This is a genomic window from Thalassospira sp. UBA4513, from assembly GCF_002388495.1.
GTDB classification, from domain to species: Bacteria; Pseudomonadota; Alphaproteobacteria; order Rhodospirillales; family Thalassospiraceae; genus Thalassospira; species Thalassospira tepidiphila.
This window is the reverse complement of record NZ_DGMR01000011.1, coordinates 67,311-85,829: the sequence shown is the minus strand read 5'-3', so window position 1 is coordinate 85,829 and position 18,519 is coordinate 67,311. Positions and strand designations below refer to the sequence as shown.

Sequence of the window (18,519 nt, the reverse complement as noted above, 5' to 3'; positions counted from 1 at the left end):
CGTTTAAGTGAATGGTTGCGATTGTTCCGCCCGTTTCGGCTATATTGCGCGACGCCTCATTTGTTTTCAAAGGATTGTCTGTCCGGTGCTGTTTTTTCACATCAATGTCGCTCTTGCCTGTTTGTATGTTCTTGTGCGTCACGTGCGCTATCTGGCATGGCCGCGCTGGGCGAAGATCAGTTTTGGCGTGCTTTTGCTGATTGGATCCCAGCATCATCTGTATTCCCGCATCGCCTTTGGCAGCATGTTCTTGCCGGAATTCCCGCAGCCGATTGTTGTCGCCATCAACGTGGCATTCGGCGTGATTTTCTTCCTGGTGTGGTTCCAGCTCGCCTATGACCTGATCGGTCTTTTGCTGCGCTGGGTGATCCTGCGCCGTAAACAGCATCCGCCCAAAATCCTGCGCACCGTCATGTCCTTTGCCGCCATCGCATTGGCTTGCTTTGGCGTGGCAGAAGGCATGCGCGTACCCGACGTCAAGGAAATGGATGTCACCATCCGCGACCTGCCAGACAGTTTTGACGGCTATCGCATCGTCCAGCTGACCGACCTTCATATCAGCAAGCTCTATGAACGCCCGTGGGTGGCGGAGGTGGTTGAAAAAACCAACGCGCTTGAGCCGGACCTGATCGTGATCACCGGTGATCTGATCGATGGTGAATTGCCGCTGCGCTATGATGATGTGCAACCGCTTGTTGATCTGAGCGCGCGCGACGGGATCATCACCATTCCGGGCAATCACGAATATTATTTCGGCTATGAAAACTGGATGCGCCATTATGGCGGGCTCAATATGCTGACCCTTGAAAACGATCATATCGTGCTCGACCGCGATGGGGGTCAGCTGACCATCGCCGGCGTCACCGACCTTCGCGCCGGCAATACGGATCGCCCTGAACCCGATGTTGCGAAGGCGCTTGCAGGCCGTCCGGAAAGTGCGCCGGTGATCCTGCTTGATCACCAACCGAAAATGGCCCGCGATGCCGCACCGCTGGGTGTTGACCTGCAACTTTCCGGCCATACCCACGGCGGCATGGTATGGGGCTTTGACAATATCGTTGCCATGCTTAATGGCGGCTTTGTCTCAGGGCTCTATGACATCGAGGACATGCAGCTTTACGTCAATAACGGCACCGCCCAATGGCCGGGCTTCGCCATCCGGGTCGGTGTGCCCGCTGAACTCACCGTGATCACGCTGCGCAAGGACTAGAATAAAGAACGGCGTCCCGAGACATCAGGACGCCGTTTTCCGTGCGGTGGCACAAGGGGAGGGGCGAGAAGCTATTAGGTCCTAGCGCGTAACGCACGCCTTCACGGCATCACCAATGATCGAAATGCCCTGATCGAGTTCCTCTGAGCTGATGGTCAGGGGCGGTGCAATGCGGAACACGCCACCCATTCCCGGCATCTTGACGATATTCATGCTCAGCCCGCGCTTGAACGCCTCGGCCATGATGGCGGCCCCCATGTCGTGATCGGGTTCGCGATTACCAGACTCCTTGATGATCTCCATGCCCAAAAGCAACCCGCGCCCGCGCACATCCCCGACGCACGCATACTGGTCCTTGATCGCGGATAACCCCTCGAAAAGCTGCGCACCCATCTGCCTTGCGCGTGCGACCAGATTCTCGTCGCGGACCACATCAAGCACCGTCAAGCCAACCGCGGCGGGCAGGGGGTCGGACACGTGGGTGGTGTAAAACAGGAACCCCTTTTCATAGGCGGCCTGCTCAATCTCGGGCGTGGTCATGACGGCGGAAAGCGGCAATCCCGCCCCGATGGTTTTGGACAATGTCAGGATATCGGGGGTGACCCCGTCACGCTGAAACGCAAACATGTCGCCGGTGCGGCCGATGCCGGTTTGCGCCTCATCCAAAATCAACAGCATCCCGCGCTCTTCGCACTTCTTCTTGAGTGCTGCGAGGTACCCTTTCGGCAGTTCAAGGATCCCGCCGCTCGATAAGATCGGCTCGGCGACGAACGCCGCCAGATTGCCGGTCGATTGCGCATCCAGAAGCTCGAATGCATCATCAAGTTCCGTCTGCCAGTCAAGCGACCCGTCAGGATGCTTGAAGCGCGGGCGAAATGCATTGGGGGCCGGGATGGCAAAGGATCCGACCGCGGCCGGGCCATATCCCTTGCGCCCGGCACTATAGGTCGCCGATGCCGCGACCCCGGTCATGCCGTGCCAGCTTTTGGAAAACGCCACGATCTCATGCTTGCCGGTGACAAGCTTCGCCATGCGAATGGCCGCTTCGTTGCTTTCGGCACCCGTCGACAGGAACAAAACCTTTTCCAATCCCGGTGCAAGGACGGCCAGCCTTTCGGCAAGCTCCACCACCGGCCGGGTCAGCATGCTGCTAAACAAATGTGCGACGGTTTCGATCTGCCGCTGTACGGTCTCGACAATGCGCGGATGACCATGGCCGAGAACCGCTGACATTTGCCCGGATGTAAAATCAAGGATCGCGCGGCCATCGGCGTCATAAACATATGATCCCTTGGCGCGTTCAATGATCGCCGGATCAAACGGGCTGCCATAGCGGATCAGGTGGTTATTTGCGCTTTGCCAAAAGGCGGCGTCATCATTGCGTGACATGATCTTTCCCCTGTGCTGGTCCATTCATTTGATGGGAAAAGCCTATCTTGTGGCGCCAAAGCGGTAAAATTGATAATGCTTGCACTCCGATATCAAAAATATTGATGGCTGTAATGGACGGAGCCCCGCATGCAGGCGCTGCTTGATCTCAAACTGCTGACAACCTTTGTCCGTGCTGCCCATGCTGGTACGCTGAGTGCCGCCGCTATTCAGGTCGGTCGCACCCAGTCGACTGTCACCATGCAGATTCAGCGACTTGAAGATGCCCTTGGCCAAAGCCTGTTTCACCGTTCGGGCAGTGGGGTGCGGCTGACCGGGGCGGGGGAGCGGTTTCTTGGTTACGCCGAACGCATCCTGCGCCTGCATGATGATGCGGTCTCAAGCTTTTCCGATCAGGGATTACGCGGTGCCATCACCTTTGGCTGCCCCGAAGATTATCTGATCGCCTTTTTCCCGGCCTTGCTCAAAAGCTTTGGCGCGATCCACCGCGATATCGAAATCCGCGTGGTGTCGGCCCCGACGCCGGATTTACAAAAACTCCTGCATGCGCGCCAGATCGACATGGCGCTGGTCTCCACCCCGGACATCACGCCCGGCGGTGACTTCATCCGCACCGAACAACTCGCCTGGGTCGGGAGCAAACCGACATTGGAACTGCATGATTTCAACCAGAATACCGATCCGCAAAGCCCGATCCCGCTGGCACTGGCCGCCGCCAACGCCCTTGATCACCGATCTGCCCGCGATGCGATGGACGCGGCCAAGCTGCCCTATCAAATCGCCTATGCCAGCAACAGTCTGGCGGGTCTGATTGCCGTGACCCGTTCCGGCCTTGCCATCAGCGTGATGATGCAAAAGGCGGTTCCGAACGATCTTTTCATCCTGAAATCGCCGCTGCCACCCTTACCGAAACTGGGCCTGCGCGTCCTGAAATCCGAAATTAATCCAAGCCCGGCCACAGACGCATTCGCCGATCACATCACCAAGATGCTGCCGTTTCTTTAATGGAGGCGGTGGGGCAGGTCAGGTTTGCAACCCGGCACAGCGCGCGGTGTTGCGGACATGGGCCTGCATTTCGCGCCGCGCACGTTCGGCGTCATTATCGCGCAGGGCGGCAATGATTTTGCGGTGTTCACCGATGGAGGCGCGCATGCGTTCCGGATCGGTGATCGGGATCGGCTGGCGCTGGGTTTCGGTGATCTTGTCGCGCACTGCCTGATAAAGTTCGCGCATCATGCTGTTGGAACATGCCTCGACAATCGTTGCATGGAATTCCAGATCGGCCTCGACATTGGCAATCAGATCCTGCTCGGCCCAGCATTTTTCCATGCGGTTGGTCGCATCTTCCATTGCCTCAAGCTGGGTCGCGGTCAGGCGGCCACAGGCAAGCGCAGCAATTTCGCTTTCAAGGATCATGCGCGTCTGGAAAACGTCAAAAACACTGTGGCTTTCCGAATAGCGCCACGGTGCCATGTCGGCCTTGGCACGGCTGGCGGGGTCGGTGACAAAGGTGCCGCGCCCGGCTTCGGTCTTGATCAGGCCAAGTGTTTCAAGGGTCAGAAGTGCCTCGCGCAAGGAAGCCCGGGAAATGCCGAATTTCTGCGCGAATTCGCGCTGGGATGGAATTTTGTCGCCCGGGGTCAGTTCCCCATTCTGGATCATGTCCTGAATTTGGCGTGCGACTGTCTGCGGCAGCGGCGTGCGGTTGAACATTCCCTCGTGTCCTTCTTGCGTATTTTTTGCTCAGTTGTCGGTATCAAAGCAAATCTGACTCATTTTTGCACAAACAATCTTGCACGTATCATCCAAATATGTTTGTCTGGCCTGACTGGTCTGACCAGTTAGACCAGTAGTATCTCAGGGTAGGCTAAAAACACAAGGAAATCATAATGAAGTTTCTCAACTTTCTGACGTCCAGCGTCGTTGGCGGCGTTCTTGCCGTGTCCTCACTGGCATCCGCAAACGCAGCAGACCTGACCGTTGGTGCCAATATCGGCAACGTGCCGTGGGAATTCGAAGAAGCTGACGGCACCGTGGTCGGTTTCGAAGTCGATCTCGTCAATGAAATCGCCAACCGCCTCGGCAAATCGGTCGAGTTCGTCAACATTCCGTTCAACGGCCTGTTCCCGGCGGTCCAGTCGGGCCGCATCGACATGGCGGTTTCATCGATCACCATCACCGACAAGCGTCTTGAGTCTGTCACCTTCGCGCAGCCTTACTACGACAGTGACCAGTCCCTGACCGCCACCGCAGAAGGCGGCGTCACCGGCCTTGAAACCATGGATGGCAAGGTTGTTGGTGTTGATACAGGATCCACCGGCGATATGTGGGTCACCGCAAATGGCGGCGAATACGGCATTGCCGATGTCCGCCGTTACGAAGGCCTGTCGCCAGCGATGCTTGATCTGCAGGCCGGTCGTATTGACGGCTATGTAAGCGATATCCCGGCACTGCTCTATTACGTCAAGGACAAGCCGGCCCTTAAAGTGGTCGAGCGCATCACCACCGGTGAAAAATACTCGATCATGTTTAACAAGGACGCGGCCCTCGCAACCGAAGTTAACGACGTTATCACCGAACTGAAAAAAGAAGGCTTCATCGCCGGTCTGCATGAAACCTGGTTCGGCGCAACGCCAGAAGACACCACCTCGACCGTTCAGGTCCTTGATATGCCGACCCTTAAATAATCGCGCATATCGCTGATCATCCCTGCCGACGATACCAATCCGCTCCCGGTGTCGTCGGCGGGGCAACCTGACCTGGTGGTAAAATGGATTTATTTTCGACTTTCTTTAACATTCCCGTCCTGATGCAAAGCCTGCCGCAGCTTATGAACGGCCTGCTTGTCACCATCGGGATTGGCGCAACCAGCATCATTGCCGGTCTGATCGGTGGCCTGTTTCTGGCCGTTCTGCGGCTTTATGCCGGGCCTGTGGTGACCGGGCTCGTGCGGGCCTATATCGATGTCTTCCGCTCGATCCCGCTTCTGGTGTTGCTGATCATTGTTTATTACGCGCTGCCCTTTGTCGGCATCAGGCTTTCGCCCTTCTTCTCGGCCGTAACGGCCCTGACGCTGGTGTCCGCGGCCTACACCGCCGAAATTTTCCGTGCCGGGATCGAAGCCATCCCCAAGGGCCAGTTTGAAGCCTCCGCCGCCTTGGGCCTTTCCAACCGCTACATCATGACCGATGTCATCTTGCCCCAGGCCATCCGCATCGTCATTCCGCCGCTGACCAATAACTGCATCAATGTGCTTAAGGATACCGCGCTGGCATCGGTTGTCGCCATGCCCGATCTGCTCAAACAGGCGACCCAGGCACAGGCCCTTTCCGCCAACCCGACGCCGCTGATCGGTGCTGCTGTGATCTATCTGATCCTGCTTCTGCCGATGGTGCGCTATGTCGCGCATCTTGAAAAACGTTTTAGCCGCGGGAGAAGCTGATGAAAGCGCCATTGATCAAAATTTCCAACCTGCGCAAGACCTATGGCCAGTTCGTCGCCCTGCACGGCATTGATCTTGATATCGCCCAAGGCGAGGTGCTGTGCGTTGTTGGCCCGTCGGGCTCTGGCAAATCAACGCTTATTCGTTGCATCAATCATCTCGAACCGTTCGAGGACGGCAGCGAAATCACCGTTGATGGCATTCCGGTGCGTCCCGGTCCCGATCTGGATCAGGTCCGGGCCGAAGTCGGCATGGTGTTTCAGTCCTTCAACCTGTTCCCGCACATGACCGTGCTGCGCAATGTCATGCTGGCCCCGATCCGGGTACGCAAAATGTCAGAGGCGGACGCCGAAAAACGCGCGCGTGACTTGCTGGAACGGGTCGGCATTTCCGTTCAGGCCGACAAATACCCGGCCCAGCTTTCAGGTGGGCAGCAACAGCGTGTGGCGATTGCCCGTGCCCTTGCCATGGAACCGCGTGTGCTTCTGTTTGACGAGCCAACCTCCGCCCTTGATCCCGAAATGGTCGGCGAGGTTCTCGACGTCATGAAAAAGCTCGCCGGGACCGGCGTCACCATGGTCGTGGTCACCCATGAAATGGGCTTTGCCCGTCAGGTCGCGGACCGCGTCCTGTTCATGGATGGCGGTGCGATTATCGAGGCCGGAACGCCCAGCGAAATATTCGATGCGCCGAAAGAAGAACGCACAAGGAACTTCCTCCACGCCGTTCTCGATCATTAAAATAAAAGACAAATCAACCGGAGGATGCCGTCAATGGCAGATCAACGCACCCTTGATATGGACTATGTCCACAGCCAGTTTCCCGCCCTCGCTAATGGCTGGACCTTTTTTGATAATGCCGGCGGATCGCAAATCCTGTCCAAGGCACTGGACCGCATCAATGCTTTCCTGATCGAGCGCAATGTGCAGATCGGCGGCTCATACGAAGTCTCGCAAAAGGCCGCCGAAGCCCTTCTGGATGCGCGCAAGTCTGCCGCCCAGCTGGTCAATGCGAGCCGCCCCGAAGAAATCATTTTCGGCGCCTCGACCACGGTTCTTTTGCAAAACCTCGCACGCGCCATGCGCAGCCAGTTCAAACCGGGCGACGAGATTGTCGTTACCATCGGCGATCATGAAAGCAATATCGGCCCGTGGGTGGCACTTGAAGAATTCGGTGTGAACATCCGTTTCTGGGAACCCGATGTCAAAACCGGGCGGCTCAGCCTTGATGGCCTCAAGGCCGCGATGGGCGACCGCACCAAACTGGTCTGCGTCACGCACGTTTCCAACATCATTGGCGAAATCAATCCGATCCGCGAATTCGCCGATTACGCCCACGCCAATGGTGCGAAAATCTGTATCGATGCCGTCGCCTATGCCCCGCACCGCGCGGTGGATGTTAAGGCCTTTGACGCCGACTATTATGTCTTTAGCCTCTATAAAACATACGGCCCGCATGGGGCCATGATGTATGGCAAGTATGACCTGCTGCTCGAGCTTGATACGCTTTATCACTACTTCTACGGCAAGGACAAAGTCCCCGGAAAGCTTGAGGCCGGCAACCCCAGCTATGAAATGGCCTATTCGGTTTGCGGCATTGTCGATTACCTGACGGAGCTTGGCGAGCGGGCAGGGGGGTCTGGCACCGTGCGCGATAAAATCGTCGCCGCCTATGACGCCATCGCGGCACAGGAAAATGCCCTGACCGAACGTTTGTTGCGCTATCTGCGGGGGCGCAATGATTGCGTCATCGTCGGGCAGGATGACAACCGCGACGGCACGCGCATCCCGACCATTGCGTTCCGCTTTGATGGCCGCAATGCAGAGGACGTCTGCAAGATCATTGACCGGGAAAAGATCGCCATTCGCTTTGGCGATTTCCATTCAAGGCGTCTGGTCGAATATATGGGCCTGTCTGATAATGCTGGCGTTTTGCGTGTGTCGATGGTGCACTACAACACGATTGAACAGGTGGACCGTCTGACTGCGGCGTTTGACCGCCTGCTTGACGCGACCGATCAATAAGGGGGCAGGCCACATCATGCAGTTTGACCGTATCATCAAAAACGGCACCATCGTCACCGCCAGCGACACCTATGTTGCCGATCTTGGCATCAAGGACGGCAAGATTGCCGCCATCGCCGATGCCCTGACCGGGGCGGACGACATCGTTGATGCCACCGGGCTTTACGTTATGCCGGGCGGCATCGACAGCCACGTGCATATTGATCAGCCATCCGGCGATGGCATCGTCATGGCCGATGATTTCGAAAGCGGTACCCGATCAGCTGCCATCGGCGGCAACACCTCGATCCTCGCATTCTGCATGCAGGAAAAGGGCGACAGCCTGCGTCATTCGCTTGACGTCTATCATGCCAAGGCGGATGGCAATTGCCATATTGATGTGGCCTTCCACCTGATCGTCACCGACCCGACCCCGTCCGTTCTGGGTCAGGAACTCCCGGCCCTGGTCGAGGACGGCTATACCTCTTTCAAGGTTTTCATGACCTATGAAAACCTGCGTCTGCGCGATGATGAAATCCTCGATACCCTTGATGCGGCCCGCAATACCGGCGCACTCGTTCTGGTGCATTGCGAGAACGAGGACGCCATTCGCTTCCTGATCGGCCAGCACGAGGCCGCCGGCGAATTCTCCGCCAAATCCCACGCCACAACCCGTCCGATTGCCGCAGAACGTGAAGCCACCCATCGCGCGCTGTCACTGGCCGAAATCGTCGATACCCCGATCGTGATTGTCCATGTGTCGAACCGGCAGGCGATGGAAGAAATCGAACGTGCCCGCGTGCGCGGGTCCAAGGTCGTCGGCGAAACCTGCCCGCAATATCTCATGTTGACGGCTGATGACCTTGATCAGGATGAACTCGAAGGGGCGAAATTCGTCTGCTCCCCGCCGCCGCGTGACAAGGAAAGTCAGGACGCCTGCTGGGATGGTCTGGAACGCGGCGTGTTTGACCTGTTCTCATCCGATCATTGCCCGTTCCGCTTTAACGACCCGGAAGGCAAGCTCAATGAAAAGGGCAAGAAAAGCTTCCGCTGGATCCCCAATGGCATCCCCGGTGTAGCAACGCGTTTGCCAATCCTGTTTTCCGAAGGCGTGCAAAAGGGCCGCATCGACCTCAACCGCTTTGTCGCCCTGACCGCCACCAACCACGCCAAACTGTACGGCATGTACCCGCAAAAGGGCACGATTGCGATTGGCTCGGACGCCGACCTCGCCCTTTGGGACCCCAATAAAAACGTCACCATCACCAACGACATCCTGCAACAGGGCTGCGACTACAGCCCCTATGAAGGCTTGGAGGTCAAAGGCTGGCCCGTCCACACCATCGTGCGCGGCAAAACCGTGGTCAAGGACGGCGAAGTTACCGGCCAAAAGGGCGACGGCAAATACCTGCCACGGCAGAAATCGAATTTGGTGACATAGGAACCGGCCTCAATCGCTGATCTGGTCAATGATCGAAAATAAAGAATGCGGCGTTTGATACACCGCATTCTTTGTTAGTGTCTGCCCTGATCACCAAGACAGCACGGCATTCGGCCATCAACCATCAGAAGGTGCAATCAGGGTTGCCTTGTGTGTTCGTCAAGCGCTCTCGAACCTCACGCCAATTGTATGGGCCGTTAACGTCATTTCCTGCGATCATCAGGGCGATTACATCTGGGTTTGTGTCATAGTCGCAATGGGCTTTATTCGGTAGTTCAACTTCCAGCTTTGGGAAAAACGGCACCGAATATGTCGGGGCATTTGACACGATCACGTTGATCAGATCCAGTTTGATTTCTGTTGTGGTATCTTTGCTTTTTGCTGTTCCCATAAACCCGGTTGGAAGGCGATAGCTAAGCAGGTCGTTTGGGTCGGTAAACGCAATTATCCTCAAAGGCGCAGCTACATTTGGCCTGTTTGTGGTCTTAGGCCGAAGTTTTTCTTCCAAAAGCATAAGCTGTCTTCCCGCAATGCGGTCAATTAGCTCTTGGCGCTTCGATCGCATCTCCTGACTGGTTTCGCCTGTTTTGGGTGGGGTTGTTTTTTTGTATATCTCGATGTCAGATGTCGAGAGTTCCATATTTGCGACTTGCAATAATGGGATCTGGTTTGCGCTTAAGAATATTTGGTCGACGGTCGCCAGACGAGCAGCAAATAAATCTTCCTGACCGTTTGCCGGTTGCAAGCTGAGAAGGGCTTGGGTCATGATTTGGCTGCCAAGGCTTTCAGAATAAAGTGTCCGGTGCACTGTAGCTGTTTTTTCCGAGCCCAATGCACATGTCGGACCTTGCTCTGCAAGGCTTCCACCGAAGAAAGCGCAAAGCTTTTTCATCATGTCGACATGAATAGCTTCACCATTCTTTCCGGATGCGACAACAGCATCGACAAGGCAGTCATTCATCAATCTAAGTTTGGAGCTTTTGTTTAACTTGGCTCTTTCATACCGAAATTCACCAGCTCCGAGGGGGCCCGAATAGTCCCAATCGAAGCCTAGTGTCTGTCGATAAATTTCGATCATGGGTGAATAAAGGTAAAATGTTCCTTCAATGCTTCCCGTCGGTGTCGTGATGTTCCTGCGATAAACAATGCCTTCTGTGAGGCTCTTCGCTGTTGATGATGGTTTTGGTTTGGGCTCGGTTAAATCTAACTGTCCCAGCGAACGTTCCAGGTTTTGCTCTAGATGATCGACCCATGACCATGAGCGGGGGCACATCCCGTGTGTGAAAAATGCGAGCGTTCTATTGCCGCCTCCGACAGAGGCGGCCATTCCTGGAAAGTTTACAGACGGATCATCAAAGCTTACGACGTCCGATCCTGCATCAAACGCCGGTTCATCGTACGGAAGTGACGTACACCCCGTTAATGCAAACAAAATTGCTGCTTTCCACAATGCCGTTAATTTTGGCCGCTCCATGCCTCGCCCCGCCCTTGAATATGAAAATAAACCTATAATTGATAAGATATCACATGAGGTAACCCTAATTCAATCAGGTATTTACGATTCTAGGTTGTGATGGGTGGGGCATTTTTTGGTGTGAAAATGCACCAGAATGTGGATTAATTCGAGGCTTTGTCGCGATCATGGCAATCAGGGCGCGTAAATAATGTCTTGCTGTTATATGGTGCTCTATATAACTTATAATTGATATTTGTTGGTTGCTTGTGTTCGAGCGTTAGGCAGGGTGATCAATTTGGGGTTTTGGAAAATGTGGGGATAATCGACATGAACAGAATTTTGTTAAAGGGCGTTGCGGCAGTCGCCGTGACAGGAATGCTGTCGGGGTGCGGATTTTTCACCAATCTTGATAACTCTCTGAACACTTCTATCGAGAAGCAAGAGACCCGGATGGCGACGTTTGTCTCAGATAAGTGCATCGCAAAACCGGCAAAGCCGGCAACTGGGAAAGGCCCGGCACCATTCATTGAAACCGCAATAGCGGGGGCAGTGCTTACGTCAGTCGTCGGCAATGTCATTGACTTGGGTGTTGAGAAAATCAGAGAATTTAACGAAGAAAAAACAACAAGGTACATTGCACGAGGTGTAGGGGAGCTTGGGGATGGAAAGTGTATAACCATCTTGAGAGCACAACTTTCGACGAACAGTGACCTCTCAAAGGATGATGTCAAAGACTTTAAGTTGGATCTCGAGACTTTGAAAAAAATCAAGGTCTCTGCTGTGCCTGAGTTTGCGGTTGAGCTCAAAATGAAAGATGTTTCCAAATCCGTTCAGGGCAAAAAGGCCACGAGTATCCTAGGTCCCATAAAATCACCGGTCGAAGTTGAGACAACAGCGGTCACAGTTCAGCTAACGGCGGATGACGGTCAACAACGAACGGTCTCCGGGCAAAGAACGGTCTCCACGCAAAGAACTGTCTCCATAAAAAAAATCGGCGTTGAGACGAACTACGTTTTGTTCCGCAAAAGCGCTGCCAAGACGTACCCATACAATGAGAAGGAAGTTGGCATTGTTCTTGTCCTGAGGTCATCTCCAACCGACAAAGACACGCAGGATGACGTTGTCAAGGGCGCAGAGTTCGTCCTTCCTTTGGACTTTGGTAAGCTTAAACCAGGGCAATATTACAACGACCCGGCATTGTTCCCAGAAGCTGCTATGGTGCTGGATATGAAGCATATTGAAACAAAAAATACGAAAATAAAAATAACAGACAGTGCAGACGGTTCAACAATTGCCGAAGATGAATATGAAGACGACACGGAGTACCAGAAAAAATTCAATGCTTATGCGCTGGTAGTTGAGGCAGAAGACAAAAGTAAGGTCCTTGAAGTCATTGCAAGCGCGCTCGAAGACTCGAAAGAGACCATTCTCGGCGAAATCAAAGACAAGAATTAGGGGGCTATCCATATACCACTGTTCAAGGCAGGATAACCTAAGCGCCATCAGTGCAGTCCTTGATCAGGTTCTATTTTGCCCGTCGATCTTGGTTGGGTGGCCGTGACTGTTTATTTTGGTCACAGCCACCTCCGTCACACAAAGATTGCATGATTTTTAGCCGCAGGCTAATCGCTTGGGCGATCCAGTCGTTTGCAGTCACTATTTCCTGCCGTACGAAAATGAGTACTAAATAAGTCGTCGTTTAAATGGATAGATCAAACACCACTAACCCGGCGACACCACCCTCAAGCAGCCCAACCAACTGCCCGCCCAGGGCTTTATGCTCTGGATGTTCCAGATAGGCATCACGTGCTGCCGCATCGTCAAAATCAATTGAAAATCCGTGCCGGAAGCCTTGTTCCAGGCCCTCCGGGCTGACCGAAACGCCGCCATCAAAGCCGCGCATGCCGGGGATGAGCGGTTTCAGGTCTGCCAGCTTGGCAAACAGGCTGTCGATTTCGGCTTTGGTAACCTCGGCCTTGAATTTGGTCAGTACGATGTGACGGATCATGGGGTTTCCTATGCAATAAGTTTGGCAAGGTATTCGACCGGATGCTGCGGCTTGACCCCTTCATAGCGGTCCACCTGACAGCGGCAGGAATAGCCGGTTACCAGCATGTTCTCAAGCCCCGTCGCATCGACCTTCTTTTTCCAGCTGAGGTCATAGAGCTCGCGCGAGGTTTCCTGGTGGCGGGTTTCGTGGCCATAGACACCAGCCATGCCACAGCAGCCGGTTTTTTCCGTGGTGAGCTTTAGGCCGAACGCATCAAAGATTTTCTGCCATTTGACACCAACATCTGGGATGGACGTCTTTTCCGTGCAATGGGGGAACAGGCTTGCCGGGGCATCAGTCGCGCCCATGTTAACGCCGTTATCAATTTTGGGCGGGGTGAGGCGGCCGTGCTCGATCTCGCCCGCCAGCCATTCATGGAACAGATGCACGCGATAATCCGGGCGGTTGCTTAGTCGCTGGGCGTATTCCTGCCGGTAGGTCAGGGTCACACTGGCCTCGATCCCGATCATGGGAATGCCGGATTTGGCGATTTTGCCCAGCACGATGTCATTTTGCGTCGCCTGATAATCAAAGCGTTTGAGGAACCCCTTCACATGCATCGCCTTGCCATTGGGGCGATAGGGCGGCACGAAAACGCGATATCCAAGGCGTTGCAACAGGTCGACATGGGCCAGCACCACATGGGTGTCGTAATGCGTGGTAAAGCAATCCTGCACAAGGATCACCGACTTGGCCTTTTCTTCCGAGCTTAAGGCCTCAAGCTCCCCTTGCTTGAACTTGCCAATGCCGCGTTGGCGCAAGGCCGATTTCAGGCTCTGGCGATGGAGTTTCGGCAGATCTGTCAGGCCGATGAAGCGTTTGAAGATCCACGGCATCGGCGGGATCGATTGCAGCGCGTTAAACAGTCCCGGCGCCTTTGCAAGAAGCGGTGCCATGTTTTCAAGCGAGGCAATCACATGGTCCTTGATGGGGCGTTTGTAGCGCGTGTGATAGGTCTCAAGGAACCGGGATTTCATTTCCGGGATGTCGACCTTGACCGGGCATTGCCCCGCGCACGCCTTGCACGACAGGCAACCGGCCATCGCCTCATACACGTCATGGGAAAAATCCCGGCCATTGATGACGGCCAGATCCTTGTTCATCGGATCTGTGCCTACAGAAAGCTGGCGGATCCATTCGCGGATCATCCCGGCCCGGCCCTTGGGCGAATGCACGCGCGATCGCGTGACCTTATAGGACGGGCACATGGCATCCATCAGATCCCAGTTAAAGCACGCCCCGTTGCCGTTACACCGCGTCGCGTTCAGATATTCATCACGCAGCGCATCCTCGATCTGGCGGTCAAACTGGCCGCGCATCGGGGCTTCGTCGATGGCTGTGATCGGTGTGTTTTTGGAATAGGGCGAGGCGATCTTGCCGGGGTTAAGCTGCCCTTCGGGATCAAAGGCCTCCTTGATACGGCGCAGAACATCATAAAGCTCCGGCCCGAAATAGACGGGGGAGTATTCGCCCCGGAACCCCTTGCCATGCTCGCCCCAGATCAGGCCGTTATAGCGTTTGGTGAGGTCCGCCACCGCGTCCGAAACGCGCCGGATGCGGGCTTCATCCTCCTCATCCATCATGTCAAGCAGCGGACGGACATGCAGGCAGCCGACATCGACATGGCCAAACATGCCGTAATCAAGCCCCTCGGCATCAAGGATTGCGCGGAATTCAGCAATGAAATCGGCAAGGTTTTCCGGCGGAACGGCGGTATCTTCGACAAAAGGTGTGGCGCGGCGTTTGCCCTCAAGGTTCCCCAAAAGCCCCACCGATTTGGCGCGGATTGACCAGATGGCGGCGATCTGCGCAGGGTCCGTCGCCTGCACAAAGCCAATCGGTGCAAAGTCTTCAGTCGGGTTGGCCTCAAGGTAGGATTTGAGCTCCGCCTGTTTGGCCGCGACCTCGGCCTCGCTCTCGCCGACGAACTCGACGACGTTAAAGCCGCGTGTGGGTGTATTGCTGTTTTCCGTGCCGAGAAGCTTGCCCAGCATGTGCCAGCTCTCATCCTGCTCGGCCAGTTTCATGACCTTGTCATCGATGCTTTCAATCGCCACCGGGTCAAACTGCACCAGCGTTTTGACGTGACGAAGGGCACTGTCAAAGCTGTCATAGCGCACCACTGTGACGGCCTTGAATTTCGGCAGCGGGATGACGCGGAAGGTAATTTCCTTGACCATGCCAAGGCTGCCCTCGGCCCCGGCAATCAGAAAGGACAGGTTCATGTCCCCGGTGTCAGTTACCGCTTCCTTCAGGTTATAGCCCGTAAGCCCCCGGTTCATTTCCGGGAAGGTTGATTTGATCTGATCGCGACGGGGCGCGATTTCGTCATGGACCATTTTATAAAGCTGCCCAACCCGGTCGGCGCGTTCCATGGTGTCTTTGGCTTCCGTCGCTGTCATCGCGCGGGTATTGAAATCCGTGCCATCGATCAGGACCGTGGTCATGTCATGAATGTAATGGCTGGTCTTGCCATAAATCCGCGATCCCTTGCCCGAACTGTCCGATCCGATCATGCCGCCCACCGTGGCGCGGCTTGCGGTCGACACCGCTGGCGGGAAGAAATAGCCGTATGGCTTCAGCCAGGCATTAAGCTGATCCAGCACCACACCGGGCTCGACATGCACAAGCCCGCGCTCTGCATCGAAGCCCAGGATGTTATTCAGGTGTTTGGAGGTATCAAGAATGATGGTGTTATTGAGCGACTGGCCATTGGTGCCGGTCCCGCCACCCCGCGGGGTGATTTTGACCTCGGAAAATTTCTCGCGCCCCGCAAGCTCCATCACGACATTGATGTCACCCCGCGTCTTGGGCTGCAGGACGGCGGTCGGCATCACCTGATAGACGCTGTTATCGGTGGCATGGATCAGGCGGGTCGGGAAATCGGCATGGATTTCACCCGCAAACTTGCCCTCGGCCTCCAGCGTTTTGAGGAACCCCAGCGTCAAACTGTCCAGCGACCGATCCGGGGTGAGGGCCGGCAGCTTTTTGATCACGCTTTTGTTCGAAGCGTTGGTAACCGGATTGGTGGCCGGATTGGTAACCGGGGTGGCAGCCGGGGCAGGGACGGACATCAGGCTCTCTCAATACTCGTATGATAATATCATATGCGTTTATCGGGTTTTTTCCGGTGCGGGCCGGCACCCCGATCTGGCATGCAAACCCATTTGACCTGATCGCGATTGAATAGACAAATCGAAAATTCCGAAAGATTATTCAAAATAAGTGAATAATCAAAACGCCGGGCAGGGTGCTCAGAACCGCCGGTCAAAATGCACCGCGATGGCGCATTTTCAATCCTCATACAATTGCCTTCAGATCTGAAACCCAGCCCCGATTATCTTGCAAGAGGCGCGGTAGTTTGGGCGGGTGGAAAGAGGGGCCGTTTTGTTGTTTTTCCCGCTGTCTCCTCTCTCCGGTTGTTTCTTTTGCCCACTCAAGTCTTCACGCTTAAGTGGGGGATCAGTTGACGAACGGTGGTCACAAAACATTCAATGGGATTACCTCGTTGGAGTAGGTTTTACCCGTAGAGTATAGCTAACAGAAACCTATGGTTATTGTTGGCGTCTTCTTTATCAATCGATTTCAACTTTCTGTGACGCTCGTCACTTTCGATTTCTGCATTTTGTCTTAGCGAAGAAAAAATGACGCACAGTCATTTAAATCAGAAAAATCTGATGTTGCCGTTCATTTTTTGATCTGAGTGCAATCGCTAAGTACGATGAAGTCAAACGCCGTTAAATGTGGTCGGCAGACCGAACAGCCAATCCGCAAGTTTAATCGGATTAACTCTTCCGCGCGTCGATATTTTGTTCGTTGCTGCATATGGGGAGGGGGGCTGCTCTTTGCTTGCATGTCTTTTACTACGGCGCAGGCCCAAACACCATCTCAGCGTGATGAAATCATTCGCCAGCAAGACCAGATTTTGCGGCAGCAACAGGAACAGTTCCGGTCTGAGGATCCGTTGATTCCCCGTCAGTTACCTCCCGGATATGAAAAGCCGGTTCTTCCCGATATCCCTGATAGCGAAGAGAATGCACCGTGTTTCGATTTACAACATATCGAAATTGAAGGTTGGGACACAGACCTTCGACCATTGGTATCTAGATTTGAAAAGACATGTATTCGTAAATCCGACATCGACAAAATAATTGAAATTCTGACGGATTATTTTGTTGAACATGGTTTTGTGACGACAAGAGCTTATGTTCCGGCGCAGGATCTTGGTTCTGGTATTCTTAAGCTGATCGTGATTGAGGGAACGGTTGAGGATATATCTCCATCCGCAAGCGAGGCCTTAACACGCGGACAAATGCTTTCTGCTTTCCCAGGTTTGCAGGGAAAGCGTCTTAATCTTCGGGACTTTGAACAGGGACTGGACCAGATCAACCGACTGCCGAATTCTAATGCAACGGTAGAATTTGAGCCTGGTTCAGAGCAGGGGAAATCCGTCGCTGTTATCAGTAATCAGGTCGGTAAAAGCTGGCGAGCCAGCGCAGGGCTTAATAACTCCGGCAGCGAAGCTACTGGTGAATTACAGCAATCCTACGGTGGGGAAACCTATAACTGGTTTGGAATAAATGATCTGATCAGCCTGTCTTACGGTCAGGATACCGAACCCGCATCCACCCTTAAAGCCAGCAGAAGCAAGAGCGTATCTTTGTCCGTTCCGTATGGATATTGGTTGTTGTCGTTGTCTGCCAATCAATTTGACTACCGAAACCAGATAGAAGGATCGGTTCAGGATTTTAAGAGCTCAGGCAGGTCAACCACATGGCGCGCGGATGTTGATCGCGTGCTGCATCGAGACCAAACAAGTAAAACCACGCTTTCTTCCTCTTTCACTTACAAAAAAACGAAAAACTATATTGAGGATGTGCTGCTCGAAGTTAGTAGTCGTCGTCTGACCATTCTTGGACTCAACGTCAATCATAGTCGCCGTTTTGGGAAAGGTTTGGTTTCTGCGTCGGTTGGTTATGAGGCGGGGCTCAAGGTTCTTGGCGCAAAGGAAGATGATCACAGGGGTATTGACGAACCTGAAGCCCAGTTCGAGAAATACACCGCTGACCTCACTGTCATTCAGAATTTTGACGTTCTGGATACGCCCTTGAGCGTGACAACCGGTGCCCGCGGTCAGTGGAGCCCGGATACCCTTTATGGCACGGAACGCATCTCTGTCGGAAGTCTCAGTACGGTTCGAGGTTTCAAGGAAAGTTCAATCAGCGGAGATATCGGCGGTTTTATTCGCAATGAGATCGCGGTTCGTATTCCGGTTACCCAGCCCGAAGTCTCCCGAGTGGCTAGCGAAATCCAGCCTTTTGTCGGGTTTGATTATGGTGTGATTTCCCAGGATGTTTCGGAACCCCTCGAAGGTGGCCGGCTGTCGGGCTGGTCGACAGGTTTTAAAATTCGTGGACCCAACCTCAATCTCTCCCTGACATATGCCCAAGCGATTGATGCACCTTCATTCGTCAATCATCGCAATTCCGAAGTTTATTTTTCCGCCACTGTGGCGTTTTAAGGGGGGG

Annotated in this window: 14 protein-coding genes; 9 read left to right on the top strand and 5 right to left on the bottom strand. The window is 54.4% G+C overall.

Annotated features, from left to right (window positions below; translation table 11 throughout):
* Positions 1-85 precede the first annotated feature (85 nt).
* Complete coding sequence (locus B2T33_RS04655; RefSeq protein WP_286791281.1) at positions 86-1,210, top strand: metallophosphoesterase; 1,125 nt, start codon at positions 86-88, stop codon at positions 1,208-1,210.
* Positions 1,211-1,291: 81 nt separating this feature from the next.
* Here B2T33_RS04655 and B2T33_RS04650 read toward each other — a convergent pair whose 3' ends face one another.
* Positions 1,292-2,599, bottom strand: a complete 1,308-nt coding sequence (locus tag B2T33_RS04650) for an aspartate aminotransferase family protein (RefSeq protein WP_286791280.1) — start codon at positions 2,597-2,599, stop codon at positions 1,292-1,294.
* Between the two features lie 129 nt (positions 2,600-2,728).
* Between B2T33_RS04650 and B2T33_RS04645 the strand changes: the two genes are divergently transcribed.
* Positions 2,729-3,604 (top strand): LysR family transcriptional regulator, encoded by an 876-nt coding sequence (locus tag B2T33_RS04645; protein WP_286791279.1) that lies wholly within the window; start codon positions 2,729-2,731, stop codon positions 3,602-3,604.
* 18 nt (positions 3,605-3,622) lie between these two features.
* Here B2T33_RS04645 and B2T33_RS04640 read toward each other — a convergent pair whose 3' ends face one another.
* Positions 3,623-4,312 (bottom strand): FadR/GntR family transcriptional regulator, encoded by a 690-nt coding sequence (locus B2T33_RS04640; RefSeq protein ID WP_064780666.1) that lies wholly within the window; start codon positions 4,310-4,312, stop codon positions 3,623-3,625.
* Positions 4,313-4,488: 176 nt separating this feature from the next.
* Here B2T33_RS04640 and B2T33_RS04635 point away from each other — a divergent pair, with 176 nt between their 5' ends.
* From B2T33_RS04635 to hydA, 5 genes are all read left to right on the top strand, one after another.
* Entirely contained in the window at positions 4,489-5,286 is a 798-nt protein-coding gene (locus B2T33_RS04635; protein WP_286791278.1) for an ABC transporter substrate-binding protein, read from the top strand.
* A gap of 83 nt (positions 5,287-5,369) precedes the next feature.
* Positions 5,370-6,041 (top strand): amino acid ABC transporter permease, encoded by a 672-nt coding sequence (locus tag B2T33_RS04630; RefSeq protein WP_008891419.1) that lies wholly within the window; start codon positions 5,370-5,372, stop codon positions 6,039-6,041.
* Positions 6,041-6,781: an amino acid ABC transporter ATP-binding protein gene (locus B2T33_RS04625; protein ID WP_286791277.1), complete on the top strand. Its 741-nt coding sequence runs from the start codon at positions 6,041-6,043 to the stop codon at positions 6,779-6,781. The genes B2T33_RS04630 and B2T33_RS04625 overlap by 1 nt, the downstream gene beginning before the upstream one ends.
* A 33-nt stretch (positions 6,782-6,814) precedes the next feature.
* A complete protein-coding gene (locus tag B2T33_RS04620; protein ID WP_286791276.1) occupies positions 6,815-8,065 on the top strand; it encodes a cysteine desulfurase-like protein in 1,251 nt (416 codons plus the stop codon).
* 16 nt (positions 8,066-8,081) lie between these two features.
* On the top strand, positions 8,082-9,485 hold the full coding sequence (hydA, locus tag B2T33_RS04615) for a dihydropyrimidinase (RefSeq protein ID WP_286791275.1): 1,404 nt from the start codon (positions 8,082-8,084) through the stop codon (positions 9,483-9,485).
* A gap of 124 nt (positions 9,486-9,609) precedes the next feature.
* On the opposite strand, the gene B2T33_RS04610 is transcribed toward hydA, so the two are convergent.
* Positions 9,610-10,959: a hypothetical protein gene (locus B2T33_RS04610; RefSeq protein WP_286791274.1), complete on the bottom strand. Its 1,350-nt coding sequence runs from the start codon at positions 10,957-10,959 to the stop codon at positions 9,610-9,612.
* 309 nt (positions 10,960-11,268) lie between these two features.
* Here B2T33_RS04610 and B2T33_RS04605 point away from each other — a divergent pair, with 309 nt between their 5' ends.
* The gene (locus tag B2T33_RS04605) at positions 11,269-12,396 is read left to right on the top strand and encodes a hypothetical protein (protein ID WP_286791273.1); all 1,128 of its coding nucleotides are present in this window, start codon (positions 11,269-11,271) and stop codon (positions 12,394-12,396) included.
* Positions 12,397-12,640: 244 nt separating this feature from the next.
* Here the strand turns inward: B2T33_RS04605 and B2T33_RS04600 are convergent, their stop codons facing one another.
* Together B2T33_RS04600 and B2T33_RS04595 are read right to left on the bottom strand one after the other, a co-directional pair.
* A complete protein-coding gene (locus tag B2T33_RS04600) occupies positions 12,641-12,949 on the bottom strand; it encodes a Dabb family protein (RefSeq protein ID WP_286791272.1) in 309 nt (102 codons plus the stop codon).
* An 8-nt stretch (positions 12,950-12,957) separates the two neighbouring features.
* Complete coding sequence (locus tag B2T33_RS04595; protein ID WP_286791271.1) at positions 12,958-16,065, bottom strand: FAD-binding and (Fe-S)-binding domain-containing protein; 3,108 nt, start codon at positions 16,063-16,065, stop codon at positions 12,958-12,960.
* A 779-nt stretch (positions 16,066-16,844) separates the two neighbouring features.
* Here B2T33_RS04595 and B2T33_RS04590 point away from each other — a divergent pair.
* Positions 16,845-18,512: a ShlB/FhaC/HecB family hemolysin secretion/activation protein gene (locus B2T33_RS04590; protein ID WP_286791270.1), complete on the top strand. Its 1,668-nt coding sequence runs from the start codon at positions 16,845-16,847 to the stop codon at positions 18,510-18,512.
* Positions 18,513-18,519 lie beyond the last annotated feature (7 nt).

What these genes read in the sequence shown, in the direction of transcription:
- B2T33_RS04645 (WP_286791279.1), top strand. Translation starts at nt 2,729, where the DNA reads ATGCAGGCGCTGCTTGATCTCAAACTGCTGACAACCTTTGTCCGTGCT.
- B2T33_RS04620 (WP_286791276.1), top strand. Translation starts at nt 6,815, where the DNA reads ATGGCAGATCAACGCACCCTTGATATGGACTATGTCCACAGCCAGTTT.
- B2T33_RS04590 (WP_286791270.1), top strand. Translation starts at nt 16,845, where the DNA reads ATGTCTTTTACTACGGCGCAGGCCCAAACACCATCTCAGCGTGATGAA.
- hydA (WP_286791275.1), top strand. Translation starts at nt 8,082, where the DNA reads ATGCAGTTTGACCGTATCATCAAAAACGGCACCATCGTCACCGCCAGC.
- B2T33_RS04630 (WP_008891419.1), top strand. Translation starts at nt 5,370, where the DNA reads ATGGATTTATTTTCGACTTTCTTTAACATTCCCGTCCTGATGCAAAGC.
- B2T33_RS04650 (WP_286791280.1), bottom strand. Translation starts at nt 2,599, where the DNA reads ATGTCACGCAATGATGACGCCGCCTTTTGGCAAAGCGCAAATAACCAC.
- B2T33_RS04635 (WP_286791278.1), top strand. Translation starts at nt 4,489, where the DNA reads ATGAAGTTTCTCAACTTTCTGACGTCCAGCGTCGTTGGCGGCGTTCTT.
- B2T33_RS04640 (WP_064780666.1), bottom strand. Translation starts at nt 4,312, where the DNA reads ATGTTCAACCGCACGCCGCTGCCGCAGACAGTCGCACGCCAAATTCAG.
- B2T33_RS04595 (WP_286791271.1), bottom strand. Translation starts at nt 16,065, where the DNA reads ATGTCCGTCCCTGCCCCGGCTGCCACCCCGGTTACCAATCCGGCCACC.
- B2T33_RS04610 (WP_286791274.1), bottom strand. Translation starts at nt 10,959, where the DNA reads ATGGAGCGGCCAAAATTAACGGCATTGTGGAAAGCAGCAATTTTGTTT.
- B2T33_RS04625 (WP_286791277.1), top strand. Translation starts at nt 6,041, where the DNA reads ATGAAAGCGCCATTGATCAAAATTTCCAACCTGCGCAAGACCTATGGC.
- B2T33_RS04600 (WP_286791272.1), bottom strand. Translation starts at nt 12,949, where the DNA reads ATGATCCGTCACATCGTACTGACCAAATTCAAGGCCGAGGTTACCAAA.
- B2T33_RS04605 (WP_286791273.1), top strand. Translation starts at nt 11,269, where the DNA reads ATGAACAGAATTTTGTTAAAGGGCGTTGCGGCAGTCGCCGTGACAGGA.